Below are 19,793 nucleotides of genomic sequence, written 5' to 3'. Positions count from 1 at the left end.
TCAAAAGGAATAATCAAAATGGGTTTAATCATATTTATTGGGATTTTTATTGTTCTGATCGTTTGGGGTATTCTGGTCAGAAATAACATTGTGCGTTATTTCAATGCGACACAACGAGCATGGGCTGAAGTTGCCAATTTTGAACGCCAGAAAGTAAAAACACTGGAAACTTTAGAGCAAACTTTGGCGCAATATACACAGTTTGAAAAATCAACTTTGGAAAAAGTGACCGAGTTACGTCAGCAAATTTTAAATCTAAATCTAAACAATACCGATGTTTCTCAATTACAACATGTTGAAAAACTCAATCAAGATTTAATGAAAAGTTTAAATGTGGTGGTTGAAAATTATCCTGAACTCAAAGCGGATACTTTGTATGCAAAAATGATGGATGATATTCAAGAACAAAATGAAAATGTCGGTGCAGCAATCACCATATTTAACCGTAATGTTGAAGAATTTAATAACACCATCGAAATTTTTCCAAACAATATGATCAATACCATTACTTTGGCAAAGAAAACAATTCGTCCATTTTCAGACAATGTGGTCACTCAGAATTTTGATTACAAGCCTAATTTTAACTAAGCTTTACTCTATATTGTTGGAAAAACCCATCCTTCCCAAAGAAATATTGGGAAGGTTCTTTAATCAAACATCACTTGAATAAATACGTAAAAAACAAATAATGACAATGGATTTATCAACAAGCTTGGTAAAAAACAATGGTCAACAATCCAGTCCTTGCATGCGATTAAACTAAAATTTCAAATCGCCTGTAGGATTTAAATCGGGTATAAATTACCAGCAAATAACACCAACAGCATTACTTAGAATTACCAACCCTATGTTGAAACTCTTTTCCCCCTCCCTCTTTCACCTTCTTTTCAAAAACTGGAATGTATTTGAGATTATTTGGCTTTTTAGTTTTATTTTCATCGGCTGTATCATTACCTTAGTTCAACAGGATACATGGTTTAATTTCGTGGTATTACTCAGCGGAATTCTCTGTGTAGTATTAGCAGCAAAAGGCAATATTCTTAACTATAGTTTTGGTTTGTTTAATAGCTGCGCTTATGCATGGATTTGCTATAACAACGGGCTTTATGGCGAAATGGGACTGAATCTCTTATTCTTTGTCCCAACCGCTTTGATCGGCATGCTACTTTGGCAGAAACATACCAAAGAAAAACAATTACAACAGGCCTATACCCTTCGGCAGGCTTATTTGATTTTGATCATCCTGAGCAATATAGGTTGTATTGCGATACTCGGTTATCTGCTTGCCCAAATTCCCACTCAAAATACGCCTTATATAGATGCAACCACCAATATCCTTGCAATCACAGCAACGATTTTAATGCTGCTGCGTTTTAAAGAGCAATGGTGGTTTTATATTACTTTAAATATCTTCAGTATTTTAATGTGGGCGATCCGAACCCTTGATGGTAGTGGTGATGGTGCAATGATGTTATTGATGTGGTCAGCCTTTCTGATCAATGCCATCTATGGCTACTATAACTGGAACAAACTTGCACAAAACCACTCAAACCCATCCTATTGAATTTAAAAACTATGAAAAAAATCGGACTGACACTCGGTAAATATGCACCCTTACATGCAGGTCATATGCATGTATTTGAAACAGCATTACAAGAAGTGGATGAGCTGTATGTTTTGATCTATCAAAGTTCAATTACAAGCATCCCTTTAAACATTCGCGCCCAATGGATCCGAGATTTATTTCCTCAAATTCATGTAATTGAAGCATGGGATGGGCCTAAGGGATATTCCAATGATCGGGCGTTTGAAATAGAACAAGAAAATTACATCATTCAAAAGCTCAATGGCGTGAAAATTTCGCATTTTTATAGTAGTGAATTTTATGGTGAGCATGTCAGCACAGCGCTCAATGCAATTGACCGTAGAGTGGATGAATCACGTCTACAGGTGCCGATCTCCGCTACAATGATTCGAGCAAATGCCTTTCAAAATCGGAAATTTATCCCCAACTGTGTCTATGCAGATTTGATTAGCAAAGTCGTCTTTGTCGGTGCAATGTCTACAGGCAAGTCGACTCTGGTTGAAGCGCTTGCGAAAAAGTATGCAACAACTTTTGCCCCAGAATATGGGCGTGAATATTGGGAAACTCACCAAGTTGATCGTCGTATCGGTTTTGAAGATTTCAATATTATTGCAGATCGTCATATCGCCTATGAAGATCAGGTCACTTTAGATGCAAACCGTTATTTATTTGTAGATACCAACGCGATAACCACAGCGATGTTTTGTATGGATTATCATGGACGACTACCTGAGCACCTCAAACAACTTGCACTCGAAAATGCACAGCGCTATGACTTATTTTTCTTGTGTGAAGATGATATTGCTTATGACGACACTTGGGATCGTAGCGGCCCCCAAAAAAGAGCTATTTTTCATCAGCAAATTATTGCGGATCTCAAACAACGTCGGATTCCATACATCGCTTTAACAGGAAGTTTAGAACAACGGATTGCCAAGGTTGAACAAGTATTAAATCAGTTTGATAAATTCAATAATTTTTTTGGATCAGCTTTAAAGCCATGATCAGGAATCGATTATGGCGATTGAGTATATTTGACTCGAAACATATCGCCTAAATCACCATGTGGAAATTTGAATAAAAATTCAGCCATAATCCTGTTTATTTTCAACATAAAAAATGACATTTCGATCATTTTCTGATATTTTCAAACCGCTAAAAAATGACTATTTTTAGAACAAAACGATCAACTAAAAATGATCAACTTAATAAAAAGACAATCTAAAGATTGGAGTAAATCAAATGTTAAAAAAATTATTCATGATGTTATGTCTGTGTTTTCTCTGGCAAGCCCCTGCTCAAGCGAAAGGCCTGTTAGTTTTTAATACAGGCGATGAAATGTTTAAAGTTGGCCCATTTCCACAAGAAGTGTTAAGTCAATATGAAGATCTTAAAAGTTTAAATGCAGGGTATAAATGTAGTCACTTTGGAATCTTATGGGCAGATGTCAAAACATGGGACTGCACCTTAGTCGGCATGACCGATGCAGAACCAGATACTTTTTATGAATTACCTGATGATGTCATTTCAACCTTAAGTAAAAATCCTGAATACCAAGAAAATAAAATGCAGCGTAATTTTTGGAATCATTATGGAATATTCATCATGATTCTGGGAGTTATCGCCTTGATCATTATCGGTCGTAAGGCAAAAGACTAATTTTTTATCTTGTCCAAATCTAAGCTCAAAAGCGAACCACTATTCGCTTTTGAGCTACATAAAAATAATACCTTGATATTCAAACAATAATTATTCAACGATAAAAAATGATTCTCACATCAATCTATTGATATTCAAGCCGCTAAATCAATAATTTTAAATTTAACATTATGAAAAACAACATGACTGGTATTCGACCATAAAATCAGGGAAAATAGCCCCCTTTTGCAATTATCAATCAGCGAACTGTTTTTTCGCCAGATTTAGGTTATTTATGAAGTTTGAAAAATTAGGTCAGTCGGGGCGTGCTCGTCGTGGTCGTTTAACTTTAGAACATGGTGTGATTGAAACGCCTGTGTTCATGCCTGTGGGAACTTATGGCACAGTTAAAGGCATGTTGCCACGCGATATCGAAGATATCAAAGCACAAATTATTTTAGGCAATACCTTCCACCTTTACTTACGTCCTGGACTAGATGTTATCCGTGAACACGGCGGTTTGCATGAGTTTATGAAATGGGGCAAACCGATTCTTACTGATTCAGGCGGCTTCCAGGTATTCAGTCTAGGTGCTATGCGTAAAATCAAAGAAGAAGGGGTTACTTTCCGCTCACCTATCGATGGTTCAAAAGTCTTTTTATCTCCTGAAATTTCAATGGATATTCAACATACATTGAACTCAGATATTGTGATGATTTTTGATGAATGTACGCCATACCCAGCAACCCATGAAGAAGCACAAAAATCGCTTCAACTGTCATTACGTTGGGCGAAGCGTTGTAAAACACAACATCACGATGTTTTAAAAAATAGAAACGCATTGTTTGGAATCATTCAAGGCGGTATGTATGAAGACCTTCGTGAAGAGTCTTTAAACGGTCTTAAAGAAATTGATTTTGATGGCTTTGCGATTGGTGGTTTATCTGTGGGTGAACCCAAAGAAGAAATGATCAAAGTTTTGGATTATCTGCCTGCAAAAATGCCAGAAGATAAACCACGTTATTTGATGGGTGTGGGTAAACCAGAAGATATCGTTGAAGCAATTCGTCGTGGTGTCGATATGTTCGACTGTGTCATGCCAACCCGAAATGCACGTAATGGTCATTATTTTGTTACCGATGGTCTAGTTCGAATTCGTAACAGCCAATATCGTCATGATCAAAGCCCACTGGATCCACATTGCGACTGTTACACCTGTACCAACTTCACCCGTGCTTATTTATTCCATTTAGAAAAATGTGGTGAAATGCTCGGTTCAATGTTGGGCACGATCCACAATTTACGTTATTACCAACGTTTTACCCAAGATATTCGTGATGCTTTAGATCAGGGAACTTTTGATGAATACGTGACTGATTTCTATCAACGTCGCGGTTTAGAAGTTCCTCCTTGTCCTGCTGACTAATGCCCCAATATAAAGTTGAATTGAAGATTAATTCAACAGTATTTGCGCTGAAACCCAAGACAAGGTAAATTGCTGAACAAGTCAATTTAAAAGCCATGAAAATGGCAGATAATTTTTAACATTAGGAAATTAGAATGAGCTTATTTATTTCTTCTGCTCACGCTGCAGCAGCGCCTGCACAAGGCCCAGGCATGATGGCAAACATATTGATGATTGTAGTATTTGTTGCAATCTTTTATTTTCTCATCTGGCGTCCTCAAGCAAAACGTGCAAAAGAACACCGTACTTTAATCGAAAGCTTAGGTGTTGGCAGTGAAATTGTCTTTGCAGGCGGCTTAATGGGTCGTATCCTAAAAATTGATGGCGACTTTGCAGTGGTTGAATTAAGCAAAGGAAATGAAGTCAAAGTTCAACGTGCAAGTGTTATTTCAGTACTCCCTGAAGGCACATTAAATAACCTTTAATCATAAAACGGTCGTGCACTTAGCACGACTTTTTCATTTTAAGAAGAAAGCGAATGCGTTACCCTGCATGGAAATATATATTGATTCTAGTGGTACTAGTGATCAGTACATTATATGCGCTGCCGAGTTTGTATCCTGACGAACCTGCTGTTCAAATTTCTGGTGCCAAGGCTGGTACCACAATTGATCAGTCTGTCATACAAAAAGCAGAGCAAATTTTAAAAAGTGAAAATATTAGCAGTCATGATAATACCTTCACCAACAATGCTGCCCTTCTGCGTTTAAATACGTCTGAAGCACAGTTAAAAGCAAAAGATGTCCTCAGCAAAGGTTTGGGTGAGAACTATACCGTTGCATTAAACCTTGCACCAACCACACCTGAGTGGTTGCAAAAAATTGGCGCTAAGCCAATGAAGCTTGGTTTGGACTTACGTGGTGGTGTTCATTTCTTACTTGAAGTAGATATGGACAAAGCTATTGCACAACGTATGGAAACCTCAGCAACAGACTTACGTCGTGAGTTCCGTGACAATAAGATTAAATTTAATAGTCTTTCATTGAACAACAATACCATTACGATTCAGTTTGCAAATAATGATGACCGTGCAGCGGTAATGGACTTTTTACGTCGTGATGGGAATAAGTTCAATCAACAAGCTTTAGCAACGGATACAGGTTCTACGCTTAAGTTGACTTATAACGATGCGACCAAGCAAGATATTCAATCTTATGCACTTAACCAAAACTTAACGACTTTACGTAACCGTATTAATGAGTTAGGTGTGGCTGAAGCATTGGTACAAAGCCAAGGTAGCAACCGTATTGTGGTTGAATTGCCTGGTGTACAAGATACTGCCGAAGCTAAACGTGTCTTGGGGCGAACTGCAAACCTTGAATTCCGTTTAGTGTCTGATTTAAATGATCAATATATTGACCGTTTCACAGGTAAATATAATGGTCAACCTTTACCGCCAGGTACTGAAGTTTTTGCTTACGAATCTTTGGACAGTGGTCGTGAACTATTATTAAATCGCAGCCGTATCCTTACGGGTGAACGTGTACAAAATGCATCAAGTGGTTTTAGCCAAGATAGTGGTGGCGCTGAAGTAAATATTACTTTAGATACTGCTGGTGGTAAGTTGATGTCAGACGCAACCCGTACTGCTGTTGGCAAACGTATGGCGGTTTTGTTTATTGAAAATAAACAAAAAATCACCTCTGTTGCTGATCCAGTTACAGGTGCGATGACAGAAGTTCGTACCCCATATACTGAATCTGTGGTGATCAATGCTGCAAATATTCAAGCTGTTTTAGGTTCATCTTTCCGTATTACCGGTTTAGATTCTCCTCAAGAAGCGGCTGAACTTGCATTGATGCTACGTGCAGGTGCTTTAGCTGCACCAATGTACTTTGTAGAAGAACGTGTTGTTGGTCCAAGTTTGGGGCAAGAGAACATCGACAAAGGCGTATTATCAACTCAAGTTGGTTTCCTGCTTGTTGCAATCTGGATGATCGTGTTCTTCCGTCTATTTGGTTTAATTGCTGATGTAGCATTGGTGATTAACTTGGCAATGCTTCTCACCATCATGTCTTGGATCGGGGCTTCACTGACCTTGCCAGGTATTGCCGGTATCGTAATCACCATTGGTATGGCGGTCGATGCCAACGTACTGATCTGTGAGCGAATACGAGAAGAAATGCGCTGGGGGGCCTCGCCCAAACAGGCCATTATTGCCGGTTATGATCGAGCATATAACACCATTCTCGACTCAAACTTAACCACATTCTTGGTTGCATTTATTCTGTTTGCTATTGGTACAGGTCCGATCAAAGGCTTCGCTGTAACGCTGATGATTGGTATTATTTGCTCAATGTTTACTGCAATTACAGTAACACGTGCAATTGTTCAATTGGTGTATGGCAGAAAACGTAACTTGAATAAGTTGAGCATATAGGAGATCGAAGATGACTGATGTGACTCAACCGAAAAAGAAATATGGTCGCCCTGATGATGAGCATGTAATTAATTTCATGAAGATTGCCAAACCAGCGGCAATCATCTCAATCCTTTTGACCATTGCAAGTATCTTCTTTATTGCAACCAAAGGCTTAAATCTTGGTTTAGATTTTACTGGTGGTGTTTCTGCAGAATTGAACTATCAATATGCGGCAAAACCAGCAGACGTGATTTCTAATTTGGATAAAGCTGGCTTTAAAGATGCAGTTGTACAAACCTTAGGTTCAAACAAAGACTTAATTGTACGTATGCCTGCGCAAGACCTTAAAGTTGAAGACTTAAGCAATACCATCACCAAAGCGGTTCAACTGCCGAATAACACTGCTGTTGTTCACAAAGTTGACTCTGTCGGTGGTCAAGTCGGTAATGAGCTATATTTACGCTCTGCAGGTGCTGTAGCGCTTGCAATGCTGCTTATGCTGATCTACGTGACCATTCGCTTCGAGTTTAAACTTGCAGTTGGTGCAGTGCTTTCATTACTGCACGATGTGATCGTAACGATTGGTATTTTTGCAATGATGCAATGGCCATTTGACCTTACTGTTTTAGCGGCTATTCTTGCCTTAATCGGCTTCTCGTTAAACGATAACATTGTTGTATCGGATCGTATTCGTGAAAACTTCCGTAAGATTCGTGGCGCGACACCATTAGAAATTGTGAATATTGCCTTAACTGAAACCTTAAAACGTACCATTCATACCTCGATGACATTATTGCTGGTTGTACTTGCAATGATGTTCTTGGGTGGTGATGGCTTACACTGGTTCTCAGTTGCTATGTTTATTGGTGTATTTGTGGGTACATATTCTTCAATCTATATCGGTACTGCATTTGCATTGTGGCGTGGTCTTAACCGTCAAGACTTTATCGTACAAGTTAAACCTGAATTCGAAGATGAAGAGCATATTCCTCACTAAGTTTCAGTTTTAATTGAAAAAGCTCATCTTTGGATGGGCTTTTTTATGCTTAAAATTTAACATCACAACGCAAAGAAGTTGTTCTATTCATAAGACCTTACTCTGCCCCACTATTCAGCATCTGTTGATTTACATCATATAGCGATGTCAATACAGAATAGATATACGAGGTAAATTGTGACTACTGAGCATAATATTTTGCAGTTGGATAATACTTGGTCTTTTCCTTCCATTTTCCATTGACCAGATTGCGATCTGTGACTTCAACTTGATCACCTCTTGGTGAAGTAGCATCCTCAATAAACTCTCGAACCAGCAATAAACCTTTTCTAGGTACAACTTGATACTCAGAACGAATATGGTAGCAACAGCCACTTTTATTAAAGGCGATGATGCGTTTGCGCTTTTTGTCTAGCTCGAACATGCCTAAATTTTCTTGAGTGAGTGCAGACAGTTCCTGACTCAAAACAAATTTATTCTTGCTTTGATTAAACACATAAATGTCATACACAGGACCGCCATAAGAACCATAGTTACCATTTCTAATCGCGAGGTCTTCTGTTCCATCGAAGTTAAAATCATCAAAAATCAAAGGGCTTTGTTCGTCATAAAGCTGTATAACATTAACACTCGGTTTAAACTTTTCATCCAAATACATAGTCAGGTCATCAGAGTGAAATGCTTGAAATACCGCTTTACTGCCCTTTTTAAATAGCTTTACTTCGGCCTTAGCTCCACATTCATCTTTTTCACATGCAATATCAATTACGGCATCATAGTGTTTCGAGCCATCTTGAATTTGAAAAATTTGTGCATGCGTTATAGACAAGGAAAATGCCAGATAGATGCCTAAGCTGTTACAGATTATTTTAAATGGTTGATTCATCATTTTTTATTCAGTCAGTTTTTATCAAAATCATAGCATTAAAATTGCTTAAATAAAAAAACCGCCCGAAGGCGGTAAGGCTCCCTCCTTTATCAAAGGAGGGTTGGGGTGGATTTAATCCGATAATGGCTTAGTGCCCACCACCATTGATTGCTTTTGTCATCTCTTCAACAACTTTCTTAGCATCACCAAAGATCATCATGGTTTTGTCATTGTAGAATAAGTCATTGTCTAAACCTGCATAACCTGTTGCCATAGAGCGCTTGATCACCATAATGGTACGTGCTTTATGTGCTTCAAGAATCGGCATACCATAAATTGGTGAAGTTGGATCATCTTTAGCCGCAGGGTTAACAACGTCATTTGCACCAATCACCAGTACAACATCAGTCGCAGGGAAATCAGAGTTGATCTCGTCCATTTCCAAGATGTCTTCATATGCAACATCAGCTTCAGCCAACAATACATTCATATGACCAGGCATACGACCCGCAACTGGATGGATTGCAAAACGAACCGTTACACCTTGCTCTTTCAAGATTTCACACAATTCTTTCACTGCATTTTGTGCACGACCTTGCGCCATACCATAACCTGGTACAATCACAACACTGTCAGCATTTGACATCAAGAAGCCCGCATCATCCGCAGAACCAGAACGGTAATTACGTTGAACTTGCTCACCTTTATCAACTGATGCTACAGCCGTACCACCCATCGCACCACCAAACAATACATTGATGATTGAACGGTTCATTGCTTTACACATGATGTAAGACAGAATCGCACCTGATGAACCCACCAGCGAACCAGCAACAATCAGCATGTTGTTTTCAAGTGTGAAACCAATACCTGCCGCAGCCCAACCTGAGAAGGAGTTCAGTAGTGAAACCACCACTGGCATATCACCGCCACCGACTGGTGCAATCCAAACCCAACCAAATGCCAATGCCAGTGCAGTCATTGCCCAGAATGCTTGCATATTGCCTGTGGTAAAGAAGTACACACCACACGCCAGCATAGCCAGGAAAATGATCGCTTGAACGGGTTTAACCCAAGCACCTGAAATGGTTTTTGCCCATTTCTTTGCAGCTAACTTACCATAAGCAAATACAGATGCAGTAAAGGTAATCGCACCAACGAAACAACCGACGAATAATTCAAATAAATGAACTTTACTCATATGCGCATGCTGTACACCAGCAGCGGTTAAAGCAGATTCGTTTTGCGCAAACAAAGCTGTAAGTTGGTTATTATGTAAAATTGCAGCAATTGCAATTAATACCGCAGCCAAACCTACAAGTGAGTGCATCAATGCTACTGTTTCTGGCATTTGTGTCATTGGAACTGTACGTGCACGCGCAATACCGACAATTGCACCCAACACCATTGCACCACCAATCATCCATACAACAGGATGATCTGCAACAAAGAATGTGGTGATTACCGCAATCGCCATGGCAATCATACCGTAACGGTTACCAGCAATCGCAGTTTTAGGACCTGAAAGACCACGTAACGTTAAGATAAAAAGGACAGCACCGACAAGGTAGAACCAATCTGCATATTCTCGAATGATTTCCATAGATTAGCCCTCTTTTTTCTTTTGTTTTGGCTTAAACATTTCAAGCATACGTGCAGTCACTGCGAAGCCACCAAAAATGTTAATACTTGCCAAGAACACTGCAATTGCACCAAGTACACTAACAACATTCACGGACTGGAATTGTACACTTGCGTCTACAACACCAGGAATTCCAACAGTTTGTATCATCGCACCTACAACGATAATTGAGGACAATGCATTGGTTACTGCCATTAACGGCGTATGCAATGCAGGTGTTACACCCCAAACCACGTAGTAACCAACAAAGATGGCTAAGACGAAAATAGTAATAGTTTCAACCATGATGACTCTCCTTAACCACGCTTCAGCAGTACTTGACCGCCATGAGTTACTAGAAGTGCTTTTTGAATTTCGTCTTGTTGATTGATGGCAAAGTTTTTCTCTTGATCAAACAAAGTTTCTACGAAATTGAAAACATTACGTGCATACAGTGCCGAAGCTTCTGTCGATACTGTAGAAGGAATATTTGGAATACCTAAAATCGTCACGCCATTGTCAGTGACAACATTTTCACCATTTTTAGAACCTTCAACGTTGCCGCCTGATTCAACTGCCATATCTAGGATGATTGAACCTGGTTTCATTTTGCCAACAGTTTCAGCTTTGATTAAGCGAGGCGCATCACGACCTGGCAACAACGCAGTAGTAATCACGATGTCTGCATTTGACACGGCTTTATCTACGATGATGGCTTGGTCTTGAATATATTGCTCACCTGGCATCCAGCCATAACCATTTTTAGCGGCATCGGCAGCTTTTTGTTTTTCTTCATCAGACATCGGTACATCTAACCACTTACCACCAAGCGATTCGACTTGGTCACGTGCAGTTGGACGTAAATCTGTTGCTTCAACAACTGCGCCTAAGCGTTTTGCAGTTGCAATGGCTTGAAGACCTGCGACACCCACACCCATAATCACGATACGAGCGGGTTTCACAGTACCTGCAGCGGTCATCAGCATTGGGAACATACGTTGATATTCCGCAGCGGCCAATAACACCGACTTATAACCTGCTAGGTTGGCTTGAGAAGACAACACATCCATATTTTGCGCACGAGACAGTGTTCGTGGCAAAAGCTCTAACGCAAATGCAGACACTTGTTGTGACGCAAATTGGTCAAGTTCAGTATTACGGTATGGGTCAAACATAGCTACCACAGCTGTTCCTGCGGCAAGCTTTTGAATTTCCTCACCTTGTGGTGCACGGACTTTCAAAATAATTTGACTACCTGTATAGGCATCATCTGTAATTTTAGCGCCGACTTGTTCATAAGCACTGTCAATATAAGCCGCTTTTTTACCAGCGCCTCGTTCAATGACAATACTATGACCAGCACTAATCAACTTTTTTACTGTCTCTGGCGTAGCGGCTACGCGGTTTTCACCGACGACAGATTCTTTTGGGATTCCAATCTGCATGAGCGTTCCTCAAGCTAATTTTTCTTCAAGTAAACATCGTAAATAACCCGATGTTTCCCCCAGATGCGTTGTTATGAATTTTTGGATTCTAATTGAACTTTTTTAAAATACCACCCAATATTTATTTAATAAATACCCATATTTTGAACTGATGATTCATAAATATAATTGTGCGACATACCCTATATTCAATTTATTGTATTTTTCTCGTATTATCCTGCTCAGTTTTTTTGACATATCCTGTCTCCAATTTTTAAAAATGATGTTTTTTTAAGCTTATTTGGATATTTTAAGCTGCTTACCCTACCCTACTGATTGGCATTTACAGCAGTATGATTCACTTTTAAGCATTCCAGCTTGCTGTTTAAATACTCCATAAAACAATAGATTTAGCACAAAAACTAACATCCCTATTGACCTTTCTGACAAATTACATGGTTTTTTTATCAGCTTATATTGGCCTTTTCTATCATTTTTTCCGTCAAAAATGTAAGTCGGTTTTTATTACATTTTTTAATTTCATTAATAAAAAAAAGTACTTGGAATAACCATTAGAATTACCCTAGAACTGAGTCTAAAGCAATTACAAAAAATTTTAGTTTTTTTTTATTTGCCATTTTGTCAGTTAATAATACTCGAACAGCTTGAACCAACCATTACGATGTTGCACCTTTTTTGTGCAAAAAATAGCATATTGAATTTGAGCAGTTTATAAACAAGGATTTCAAGGTTGATTTTTATACAATTTTTATTTCAATCTATTTAAATGCTACTTAAATCCACACAAAAAGAAGTAAGCAAGTGTGTTTTATATTCCTTTTATTGCGCCAATTCATTCTTTTTTTGTATTTCCACTGATTGAAAACAACATTTATACTGCTTGTTCAAATTTACATGTCGTATAGCGACATCGTCAATGCAGTCAAATTCATGAAACTTTCTTTATCCAATACCCAACTCGGTTCGATTTTCGCACTTGGTGCGGCTTTCTTATTTAGTACCAAAGCTATTTTTATTAAACAGGCTTACGCATTATCGCCATTAGTCGACAGCACCGTGCTTATGGCATTGAGAATGGCAAGTGCCCTGCCTTTTTTCCTTTTACTGTGTTGGTTCAATCGCCATCATAATAAAAATATGACAGGAAAAGATTGGGCCTTATTGGTTGCTGCAGGTTTGATGGGCTATTACCTTTCAAGTTGGCTCGACTTCGCTGGTCTGATGTATATCAGTGCATCGTTGGAACGTATTATTTTATTTCTCTATCCAACACTGACAGTCATTGCCACAAGCTTTATTTATAAGCAAAAACTCAACTTTAGAACCATACTAGCGATTGCATTAAGCTATGGTGGTACAGTGATTGTGATGCTACAAGAGCAAAGCACAGTACCGCATGAAGGAAATTTCTGGCTAGGCGTGAGTTTAGTCTTTGCCAGTGCGGTTTGTTTTGCGACGTACTTACTCATGACCCCACGTTTAATTCAAAAATTTGGTTCATGGAATTACACTGGTTTGGCATTAAGCATTGCATGTTTTGGTACGCTAACCCATTTTATCATTGCAACACCCCAGCCAATTCAACTGCTTACTCAACTTCCGATACAAGTCATTTGGTATGGTATCGCCTTAGGCTTATTGGTGACGGTTTTACCGACGATTTTGGTCGCGCAAAGTATTTCTCGTTTAGGTGCTGCACAAGCAGCTATGATTGGTTCGATTGGCCCGATCCTAACCATTATTTTGGCTGTGGCTTTGCTCGGTGAGCATATGAATGCGATACAATGGTTTGGTTGTTTACTGAATATCATCGGTGTCATGATGATTACTTTGTCTAAAAAGAAACTTGCACACTAAATTGTGCAGAAACTTGGAAGGAATATGCATTTTAAAATTGTATCGCCGAGTGCCTGTGTAGATGTTGAAAATATCCAGTTGGCACAGTCGCATTTGGAACAGTTAGGTCATACAGTCAGTTTGGGTGAACATGTATTTTCACAACATCGCTATTTGGCAGGTACAGTTGAACAACGTATTCAAGATTTAAAACAAGCATGCTTAGATCCAAACATTGATGCAATTTGGTGTGGTCGTGGTGGTACTGGCGCTGCAATGTTATTGCCATTTTTAGATGAGTGGATTTTGAATAAACCCATTATTGGCTATTCAGATACCACCGTGTTATTAAACTATATTGCGATGCATCATGGGCAATCTTTACATGCGCCTGTATTTCAGGAAATTGCCGTTAAAAATTTAGACAATAGTCCTCTGTCGTATGATGCTTTAAAAACCATCAGCCTGTTATCCGCGGATATAAACCAACACGGTCATTATCCCTTATCCAGTGCAAATGGTTTTGCTCAAGATCAGCACATTGAAGATGTTAAAATCTTAGGCGGAAATCTTACTGTACTGTGTACTTTACAAGGCACACCGTCTGCCTTAAAACTGAATCAGCCGAGTGTTTTACTGATTGAAGATGTAGGCGAACCCTATTATCGAATTGAACGTTCATTGACTCAGCTCCTACAAAGTATTGATACCTCAAACTTAAAGGCTTTGGTTTTGGGTGATTTTTATCAATGCCCACAAAAAAATGTCCCGCAAAGTATTGTTGAGATTGTGAAAGAACATCTCAATCCACTGCACATCCCACTTTACCAATGTGACTGGTTTGGTCATGGTGAAGTCAACCGTCCATTTTGGTTAGGGAAAACGGGCAAAATTGTAGATTCACAACTGATTATTTACGGCTAGGTTATTTAATGACTGGCTTATTTTAGTACAGGGTTATTTCAGCTCATTGAATATAAAAATAGCCAATACCTTGCTTAAGATAGGCCTCTACGAAATCCTAGTCAGTGCTTACTGGGATTTCCTAAGAGCATCAAAGCAAAGATAAACAAACTATATACTTTTAATACTGAGCCATACTTCACTTGCATAGTGCTTCTTCTAATCACTTTTCTATATGACGGTTTTCTTGTTTAACAGCCCCTTGATTGTTCATTCATAAATACGATCAGTTGCTTCGGTTTTTTCTTGGCATTTCCACTTGACCTTAAGTTAACTTGAGCTTTGATACTGACGGAAATTTCCAGTCAATCAAAAGAGTCATCCATGAATTCCAGATCAGAATCCGCTCAGATCAAATCGTTCCAAATGATTAACCCAAATACACTTTATAATCCAACAGCATTTGCGTATAGTCATGTGGCTGAAGTACGCCATTATTTGCGTATTTTGCATATATCTGGACAAGGTGGTGAAAACCAACAAGGACAATTATCCCAAGATTTTGCACAACAAGTTCATCAAGCTTTTGTCAATCTGCAACATGCCCTACAAGCGGCTGATGCATCATTATTGGATATTGCTGTTTTAAGAGTGCTTGTGGTCGATCACAGTACCAAAAAACATCAGTTTTTAATTCAGGAAATGCAACAACTTTGGAAAGATCAACCTTTCCCTGCGTGTACACTGATTCCTGTCCCGTGTCTTGCTTTACAAGGAATGCTCATTGAAATTGAAGCAACTGCCTATTGTATGTAACTCCAAGAACTAGGATATTTTTATGAATGCTCAACTCGATATTAGCCAAAATAAAGCATTACTTTGGCTGATGGCGATTGCCTGCGGTTTATGCGCAGGAGCAAACTATTATAGTCAGCCGCTGATTCACTCGATTCAACTCTATTTCAATATGCCAGAATCACAAGTGGCACTTACAGTGACTTTTGCCCAAGTGTCTTATGCGCTTGGTCTTTTATTCATTGTGCCCATGGGTGATATTGTCAATAAAATCAAATTTATTCCTTGGTTAATGTTTTGTGCCGCGATTGGTCTATTGATGTGTGCTTTTGCTGTCAATTTACCCATGCTTTGGGTTGGCACAATTATTACAGGTCTATTTTCAGTTGCGGCTCAGGTTTTAATCCCACTTGCAACAATGGCAGTTAAACCTGAAAAAACAGGTGAAGTTGTTGGCTTTTTAATGAGTGGGCTTTTAGTCGGGTTATTGCTTTCCACCAGCCTTGCAGGTTTGTTGTCTAACCTGTTTAACTGGAAACTGATTTACTTTGTCAGTGCGGTATTAATGTTGATTCTTGCCTATTTATTGAAAAAACGTCTGCCACATGTACCTGTGTTTAAAATGAGTTATGGCAAAATTTTCTACTCGATGGGTGTGTTGTTAAAAGAAGAACGTCGTTTAGTCTATCGTGCAATTATTGGTGGCTTTGCATTTGCAGCCATGAGTATTTTATTTTCAACGATTGCTGTTTTACTGACCTCTGAACCGTTTAAATTACCTGATGTTTTGGTTGGTGTTGCAACGATCATTGGGGTATTTGGTGCTTTAGCCACTGCAAAAATTGGTAAAATTGCAGACCGTGGACATACCAGTATCCTGACATGGATTGGGGTAGCGTTGATGATCGTCAGTTGGGCGCTGCTTTATTTCGGTGGAAAGTACCTCACCAGTTATATTTTAGGGTATGGCCTGATTAGCTTTGGACTCGCTGTGGTTCATACCAGCAATCAAAATATCATTTTCCGTTTACGCCCAGATGCGAAATCTCGGATTAACTCTATCTATATGACAGCCTATTTCACAGGTGGTGCATGTGGTTCTGCTTTAGGGGTTTATGCATGGCATCATGGAGGTTGGACCATGACTTGTCTTGTCGGTGTATGTTTGGTTATGGGTTCTGCACTATTTTCTCTGCTAGATCGTCTATATCTTAATAGAGCACAGACTATTTAAAGCATTCTAAAATCAAAATCCTTCAAAATTTGAGGGATTTTGATTTTTTAAGAGACTGATTATTTTAATAAAAATACGGACACCCAAATCATTCTATTTGAATAATATTCACTGTAACCATTGTCTGAAAAAACCGATCATAATATATTCACATCAATAGTCTGCGATATAATTCCAAAAATGCGATGTATACAATTTCAATTTAAATGGATATACGGGTTACTATCTTGAAGCTATATGAATAAACAGTTGATGAGCAGGATTATACAAAAGATAAACCTCTGACCTTTAAAGAATTTTTTACAGAGCAATCTATGTTTTTGGAAAAAACATCCAAATATCCATGATTATTCAAGTTTAAAATTGATACACTTTGGTCAAAATGATACCCCTGTTTGTCTTTGCTAAAGCGTGATTGACGATACTCAAGCAAGGTTTTACTCAGCTCACACAACAGTCAACATTCATCCTGATAGATCAATCAAGAGTTTATCCCTTATGAAAAAAATACGATTAGCATGCTTACCGATCAGTTTTTTATGTACTTTTTCAAGCTTGGTCTTCGCTGCACCAATAGGAAATGAAAACTTATTAAGCCAAGCTTTTATAAACTGTGACAACAGTGCCCAAGGTATTATTGAACAGGCAACTTGTCTAAAAGATGAGGCGGAACGTCAAGATGCGCGATTGAATAGTACCTATAAAAAATTACAATCGCATTTGAGTGCTACCCAAAAAACGAAACTGGTTGCATCACAACGCATTTGGCTACAATCACGTCAAAGTGATGCTGAACTGGAAACAACACTGTATGGTCAATCACAGCCAGACAACTTGCAAACTGAACTTAATGATATACAGCGTATCGCAGGCCGTACTGCACAATTGCAACGCTATCTGAATTTACTTCAATAATGCGAATCAAAGCATAAAGATATTCAAGAACACATACCGAGATCAAGATAAAACTAAAGGTCAAATATATGAAAAAATTTAAAACTACTACATTGTTGTTCATCTCTCTTCTTCCTTTTGCAGCTTTTGCCGATGATGAAATGCCTCGTCCCCTTCCAGATGATTCTTATATTCATGCCAAATTAAGCAGCAGTTATGGCCAATGTATCAAGCAAAGTGGTGCAGTAACATTTGAAATGCAAAGCTGTATGGACCAAGAATATGCTCAACATAAGAACCGCGTTCAACAGGCCTTTGCCAAAATCATCAGTCGTCCAGACAGTGTGAAAAAAGACCGGCAGATGGATGAGATCGCAGCATGGTGGGAAAACACCGACAAGTATTGTAATTGGGATCCTAAAACCGAAGGACAGGGACAAATGTTAGATGCACAGTCTTGTCGTCTGAACCGTATTGCAAATCTTGCGGATAAACTCAGCCACTATTGAGTCTTAAAAATTAAAACTTAGCATCCCATAGCATTAAACAAAGTAATGTTGATTGGCATATTGTGATCCGTGAAACTGGGCTTATCTATGCCCAACGATTGCATACTCATCCTCATATACTCACTTGGACTTTCTGAGAGTCTGTCAATCTTGTTGAGTAAGTAATTGATGCCCGAATGTAGCTAAAAAGTATTTTTATAAATTATTGTCATTCACAATCAATACAATAGCGTATCTGCTATTTTGAGGTTGTACTTTTGGATAAATTTGCCTTCTTAAAGAATATTCAGGAATGGTCTGATCAGTATCCATGGCTAGAGATGCTAACATCATTATCAATTCTAATTTTTTTCGCCTTTGTCGCAAATTATATTGCAAAACAAGTTGTTGTTCGTGGAATACGTAAACTTATTTCAAAAATGAAGTTTGCACACAGTGAAATTTTTTCCCAGCATAGTGTTATCCGCAGAGTGGCGAATATTGTTCCTGCCATTGTTATTTTAAATGGTATTACCACAGTTCCACATTTGTCCTTAAAAGCGGTTGGCCTGATACAAATGGCTGCACAGGCTTTTATCTTCCTGACCATTGCACTGGCCATCAGTGAACTTTTAAATGTCTTTAATCTGCTTTATCAACGTAATCCCAAATCACTGAATAAGCCCATCAAAGGCTATCTGCAACTGATCAAGCTGATTCTGTTTATCGTTTGTGGTCTGCTGATCTTGGGTACCTTCTTAAAGAAAGATGTTTTTACCCTGCTTGCTGGTTTTGGTGCGATGGCAGCAGTATTGTTACTGGTTTTTCAAAATACGATTCTGTCCTTGGTGGCATCGGTGCAAATCTCTTCCTACGATATGGTTCGTATCGGTGACTGGATTGAAATGCCAACATTAAATGCAGATGGTGATGTTATTGATATGTCCTTACATACCATTACCGTACAGAATTTTGATAAAACCTTTACCACAATTCCCACCAATAAGTTGGTGACGGACACCTTTAAAAACTGGCGTGGGATGAAATTGTTGGGGGCGAGACGAATCAAGCGCTCAATCTTTATTGATCAAACCAGTATTCATTTTATTACCCATGAAGAACAACAGAAATTAAAAGCTTTCCTGTTACTGGATCAATATCTGGATAATAAACAATCTGAATTGGACAGCTTTAATCAACAATTTGAAGATCAGTCAGTCTATAACCAGCGCCGCCTAACCAATATTGGAACATTTCGGGCTTATGTCGAGTTCTACTTAAAACAACACGCTGGTATTGCTAAAAACCAATCCCTAATTATCCGTCAGTTACAACCAACGAGTGAGGGATTACCGCTGGAAATCTATGCATTTGCCAATACAACGGTATGGAATGATTATGAGGCAATCCAGTCTGATATATTTGACCATCTGATGGCAATTATTCCTGAATTTGGACTAAAGATTTATCAGGCTCCTTCTGGTTCAGATTTACGCTCATTGTCAAAACATGCTGAAAGCAGCTCTGAACTTCTGTCCTGAGTTATTGGTCAGGGGTTCCTGCCCCTGATCATTTGCATTAAAAATGTTACTGAATCAAACCCAGTAACTTGTTCGAGGCAGTTCATAGTGTTAACTTTAAATTTCAATGTTTAGTATTATT

At 38.7% G+C, this 19,793-nt stretch carries 19 protein-coding genes; 15 read left to right on the top strand and 4 right to left on the bottom strand.

Annotated elements, in window-relative coordinates; genetic code table 11:
- Window positions 1–18 precede the first annotated feature (18 nt).
- The 8 genes from FHR28_RS17055 to secF all read left to right on the top strand — a co-directional run bounded on the left by FHR28_RS17055 (window position 19) and on the right by secF (window position 8,047).
- Entirely contained in the window at window positions 19–588 is a 570-nt protein-coding gene (locus FHR28_RS17055) for a LemA family protein (protein ID WP_004723147.1), read from the top strand.
- A 259-nt stretch (window positions 589–847) separates the two neighbouring features.
- A complete protein-coding gene (gene pnuC / locus FHR28_RS17050; protein WP_004723150.1) occupies window positions 848–1,564 on the top strand; it encodes a nicotinamide riboside transporter PnuC in 717 nt (238 codons plus the stop codon).
- Between the two features lie 11 nt (window positions 1,565–1,575).
- Complete coding sequence (locus FHR28_RS17045) at window positions 1,576–2,589, top strand: AAA family ATPase (RefSeq protein ID WP_166783128.1); 1,014 nt, start codon at window positions 1,576–1,578, stop codon at window positions 2,587–2,589.
- Between the two features lie 238 nt (window positions 2,590–2,827).
- Window positions 2,828–3,244, top strand: coding sequence for a hypothetical protein (locus FHR28_RS17040; RefSeq protein WP_056514982.1), 417 nt, complete (start codon window positions 2,828–2,830; stop codon window positions 3,242–3,244).
- A gap of 274 nt (window positions 3,245–3,518) precedes the next feature.
- The gene (gene tgt / locus FHR28_RS17035) at window positions 3,519–4,649 is read left to right on the top strand and encodes a tRNA guanosine(34) transglycosylase Tgt (RefSeq protein ID WP_004723155.1); all 1,131 of its coding nucleotides are present in this window, start codon (window positions 3,519–3,521) and stop codon (window positions 4,647–4,649) included.
- Between the two features lie 134 nt (window positions 4,650–4,783).
- Window positions 4,784–5,113, top strand: a complete 330-nt coding sequence (gene yajC / locus FHR28_RS17030; RefSeq protein WP_004723156.1) for a preprotein translocase subunit YajC — start codon at window positions 4,784–4,786, stop codon at window positions 5,111–5,113.
- A gap of 53 nt (window positions 5,114–5,166) precedes the next feature.
- Entirely contained in the window at window positions 5,167–7,068 is a 1,902-nt protein-coding gene (gene secD / locus FHR28_RS17025; RefSeq protein WP_004723158.1) for a protein translocase subunit SecD, read from the top strand.
- Window positions 7,069–7,078: 10 nt separating this feature from the next.
- Window positions 7,079–8,047 carry a protein translocase subunit SecF gene (secF, locus tag FHR28_RS17020; protein ID WP_004723159.1) on the top strand — a complete coding sequence of 323 codons (969 nt, stop codon included), beginning with the start codon at window positions 7,079–7,081 and terminating at the stop codon, window positions 8,045–8,047.
- Between the two features lie 181 nt (window positions 8,048–8,228).
- Here the strand turns inward: secF and FHR28_RS17015 are convergent, their stop codons facing one another.
- The 4 genes from FHR28_RS17015 to FHR28_RS17000 form a co-directional block, all read right to left on the bottom strand.
- Window positions 8,229–8,936, bottom strand: a complete 708-nt coding sequence (locus FHR28_RS17015; protein ID WP_166783127.1) for an XAC2610-related protein — start codon at window positions 8,934–8,936, stop codon at window positions 8,229–8,231.
- Window positions 8,937–9,063: 127 nt separating this feature from the next.
- Complete coding sequence (locus FHR28_RS17010) at window positions 9,064–10,518, bottom strand: NAD(P)(+) transhydrogenase (Re/Si-specific) subunit beta (RefSeq protein WP_004819021.1); 1,455 nt, start codon at window positions 10,516–10,518, stop codon at window positions 9,064–9,066.
- Window positions 10,519–10,521: 3 nt separating this feature from the next.
- A complete protein-coding gene (locus FHR28_RS17005) occupies window positions 10,522–10,842 on the bottom strand; it encodes a proton-translocating transhydrogenase family protein (protein ID WP_004723166.1) in 321 nt (106 codons plus the stop codon).
- 11 nt (window positions 10,843–10,853) lie between these two features.
- Window positions 10,854–11,981, bottom strand: a complete 1,128-nt coding sequence (locus FHR28_RS17000) for a Re/Si-specific NAD(P)(+) transhydrogenase subunit alpha (RefSeq protein WP_166783126.1) — start codon at window positions 11,979–11,981, stop codon at window positions 10,854–10,856.
- 930 nt (window positions 11,982–12,911) lie between these two features.
- Here FHR28_RS17000 and FHR28_RS16995 point away from each other — a divergent pair.
- The 7 genes from FHR28_RS16995 to FHR28_RS16965 all read left to right on the top strand — a co-directional run bounded on the left by FHR28_RS16995 (window position 12,912) and on the right by FHR28_RS16965 (window position 19,672).
- Window positions 12,912–13,838, top strand: a complete 927-nt coding sequence (locus tag FHR28_RS16995; protein ID WP_171287900.1) for a DMT family transporter — start codon at window positions 12,912–12,914, stop codon at window positions 13,836–13,838.
- Between the two features lie 24 nt (window positions 13,839–13,862).
- Window positions 13,863–14,741 carry a S66 peptidase family protein gene (locus FHR28_RS16990; protein WP_166783125.1) on the top strand — a complete coding sequence of 293 codons (879 nt, stop codon included), beginning with the start codon at window positions 13,863–13,865 and terminating at the stop codon, window positions 14,739–14,741.
- A gap of 363 nt (window positions 14,742–15,104) precedes the next feature.
- Window positions 15,105–15,536, top strand: coding sequence for a RidA family protein (locus FHR28_RS16985; protein WP_004723174.1), 432 nt, complete (start codon window positions 15,105–15,107; stop codon window positions 15,534–15,536).
- 22 nt (window positions 15,537–15,558) lie between these two features.
- The gene (locus FHR28_RS16980; RefSeq protein WP_004723176.1) at window positions 15,559–16,749 is read left to right on the top strand and encodes an MFS transporter; all 1,191 of its coding nucleotides are present in this window, start codon (window positions 15,559–15,561) and stop codon (window positions 16,747–16,749) included.
- Between the two features lie 498 nt (window positions 16,750–17,247).
- Entirely contained in the window at window positions 17,248–17,664 is a 417-nt protein-coding gene (locus FHR28_RS16975) for a lysozyme inhibitor LprI family protein (RefSeq protein ID WP_166783124.1), read from the top strand.
- Window positions 17,665–17,756: 92 nt separating this feature from the next.
- Window positions 17,757–18,152 (top strand): lysozyme inhibitor LprI family protein, encoded by a 396-nt coding sequence (locus tag FHR28_RS16970; RefSeq protein ID WP_228722096.1) that lies wholly within the window; start codon window positions 17,757–17,759, stop codon window positions 18,150–18,152.
- Window positions 18,153–18,409: 257 nt separating this feature from the next.
- The gene (locus FHR28_RS16965; RefSeq protein ID WP_004819007.1) at window positions 18,410–19,672 is read left to right on the top strand and encodes a mechanosensitive ion channel family protein; all 1,263 of its coding nucleotides are present in this window, start codon (window positions 18,410–18,412) and stop codon (window positions 19,670–19,672) included.
- The last annotated feature ends 121 nt before the right edge of the window (window positions 19,673–19,793 follow it).

It is taken from the genome of Acinetobacter sp. BIGb0196, from assembly GCF_011759595.1.
Taxonomy (GTDB): Bacteria; Pseudomonadota; Gammaproteobacteria; order Pseudomonadales; family Moraxellaceae; genus Acinetobacter; species Acinetobacter guillouiae.
This window is presented reverse-complemented; position numbering and strand designations above follow the sequence as displayed.

Coding starts and splice junctions, on each gene's coding strand:
- pnuC (WP_004723150.1), top strand. CDS start 848: ATGTTGAAACTCTTTTCCCCCTCCCTCTTTCACCTTCTTTTCAAAAAC.
- yajC (WP_004723156.1), top strand. CDS start 4,784: ATGAGCTTATTTATTTCTTCTGCTCACGCTGCAGCAGCGCCTGCACAA.
- FHR28_RS16990 (WP_166783125.1), top strand. CDS start 13,863: ATGCATTTTAAAATTGTATCGCCGAGTGCCTGTGTAGATGTTGAAAAT.
- FHR28_RS17010 (WP_004819021.1), bottom strand. CDS start 10,518: ATGGAAATCATTCGAGAATATGCAGATTGGTTCTACCTTGTCGGTGCT.
- FHR28_RS17015 (WP_166783127.1), bottom strand. CDS start 8,936: ATGATGAATCAACCATTTAAAATAATCTGTAACAGCTTAGGCATCTAT.
- FHR28_RS17045 (WP_166783128.1), top strand. CDS start 1,576: ATGAAAAAAATCGGACTGACACTCGGTAAATATGCACCCTTACATGCA.
- FHR28_RS17055 (WP_004723147.1), top strand. CDS start 19: ATGGGTTTAATCATATTTATTGGGATTTTTATTGTTCTGATCGTTTGG.
- FHR28_RS16985 (WP_004723174.1), top strand. CDS start 15,105: ATGAATTCCAGATCAGAATCCGCTCAGATCAAATCGTTCCAAATGATT.
- FHR28_RS16995 (WP_171287900.1), top strand. CDS start 12,912: ATGAAACTTTCTTTATCCAATACCCAACTCGGTTCGATTTTCGCACTT.
- FHR28_RS17040 (WP_056514982.1), top strand. CDS start 2,828: ATGTTAAAAAAATTATTCATGATGTTATGTCTGTGTTTTCTCTGGCAA.
- FHR28_RS16975 (WP_166783124.1), top strand. CDS start 17,248: ATGAAAAAAATACGATTAGCATGCTTACCGATCAGTTTTTTATGTACT.
- FHR28_RS17000 (WP_166783126.1), bottom strand. CDS start 11,981: ATGCAGATTGGAATCCCAAAAGAATCTGTCGTCGGTGAAAACCGCGTA.
- FHR28_RS16980 (WP_004723176.1), top strand. CDS start 15,559: ATGAATGCTCAACTCGATATTAGCCAAAATAAAGCATTACTTTGGCTG.
- FHR28_RS17005 (WP_004723166.1), bottom strand. CDS start 10,842: ATGGTTGAAACTATTACTATTTTCGTCTTAGCCATCTTTGTTGGTTAC.
- secD (WP_004723158.1), top strand. CDS start 5,167: ATGCGTTACCCTGCATGGAAATATATATTGATTCTAGTGGTACTAGTG.
- secF (WP_004723159.1), top strand. CDS start 7,079: ATGACTGATGTGACTCAACCGAAAAAGAAATATGGTCGCCCTGATGAT.
- tgt (WP_004723155.1), top strand. CDS start 3,519: ATGAAGTTTGAAAAATTAGGTCAGTCGGGGCGTGCTCGTCGTGGTCGT.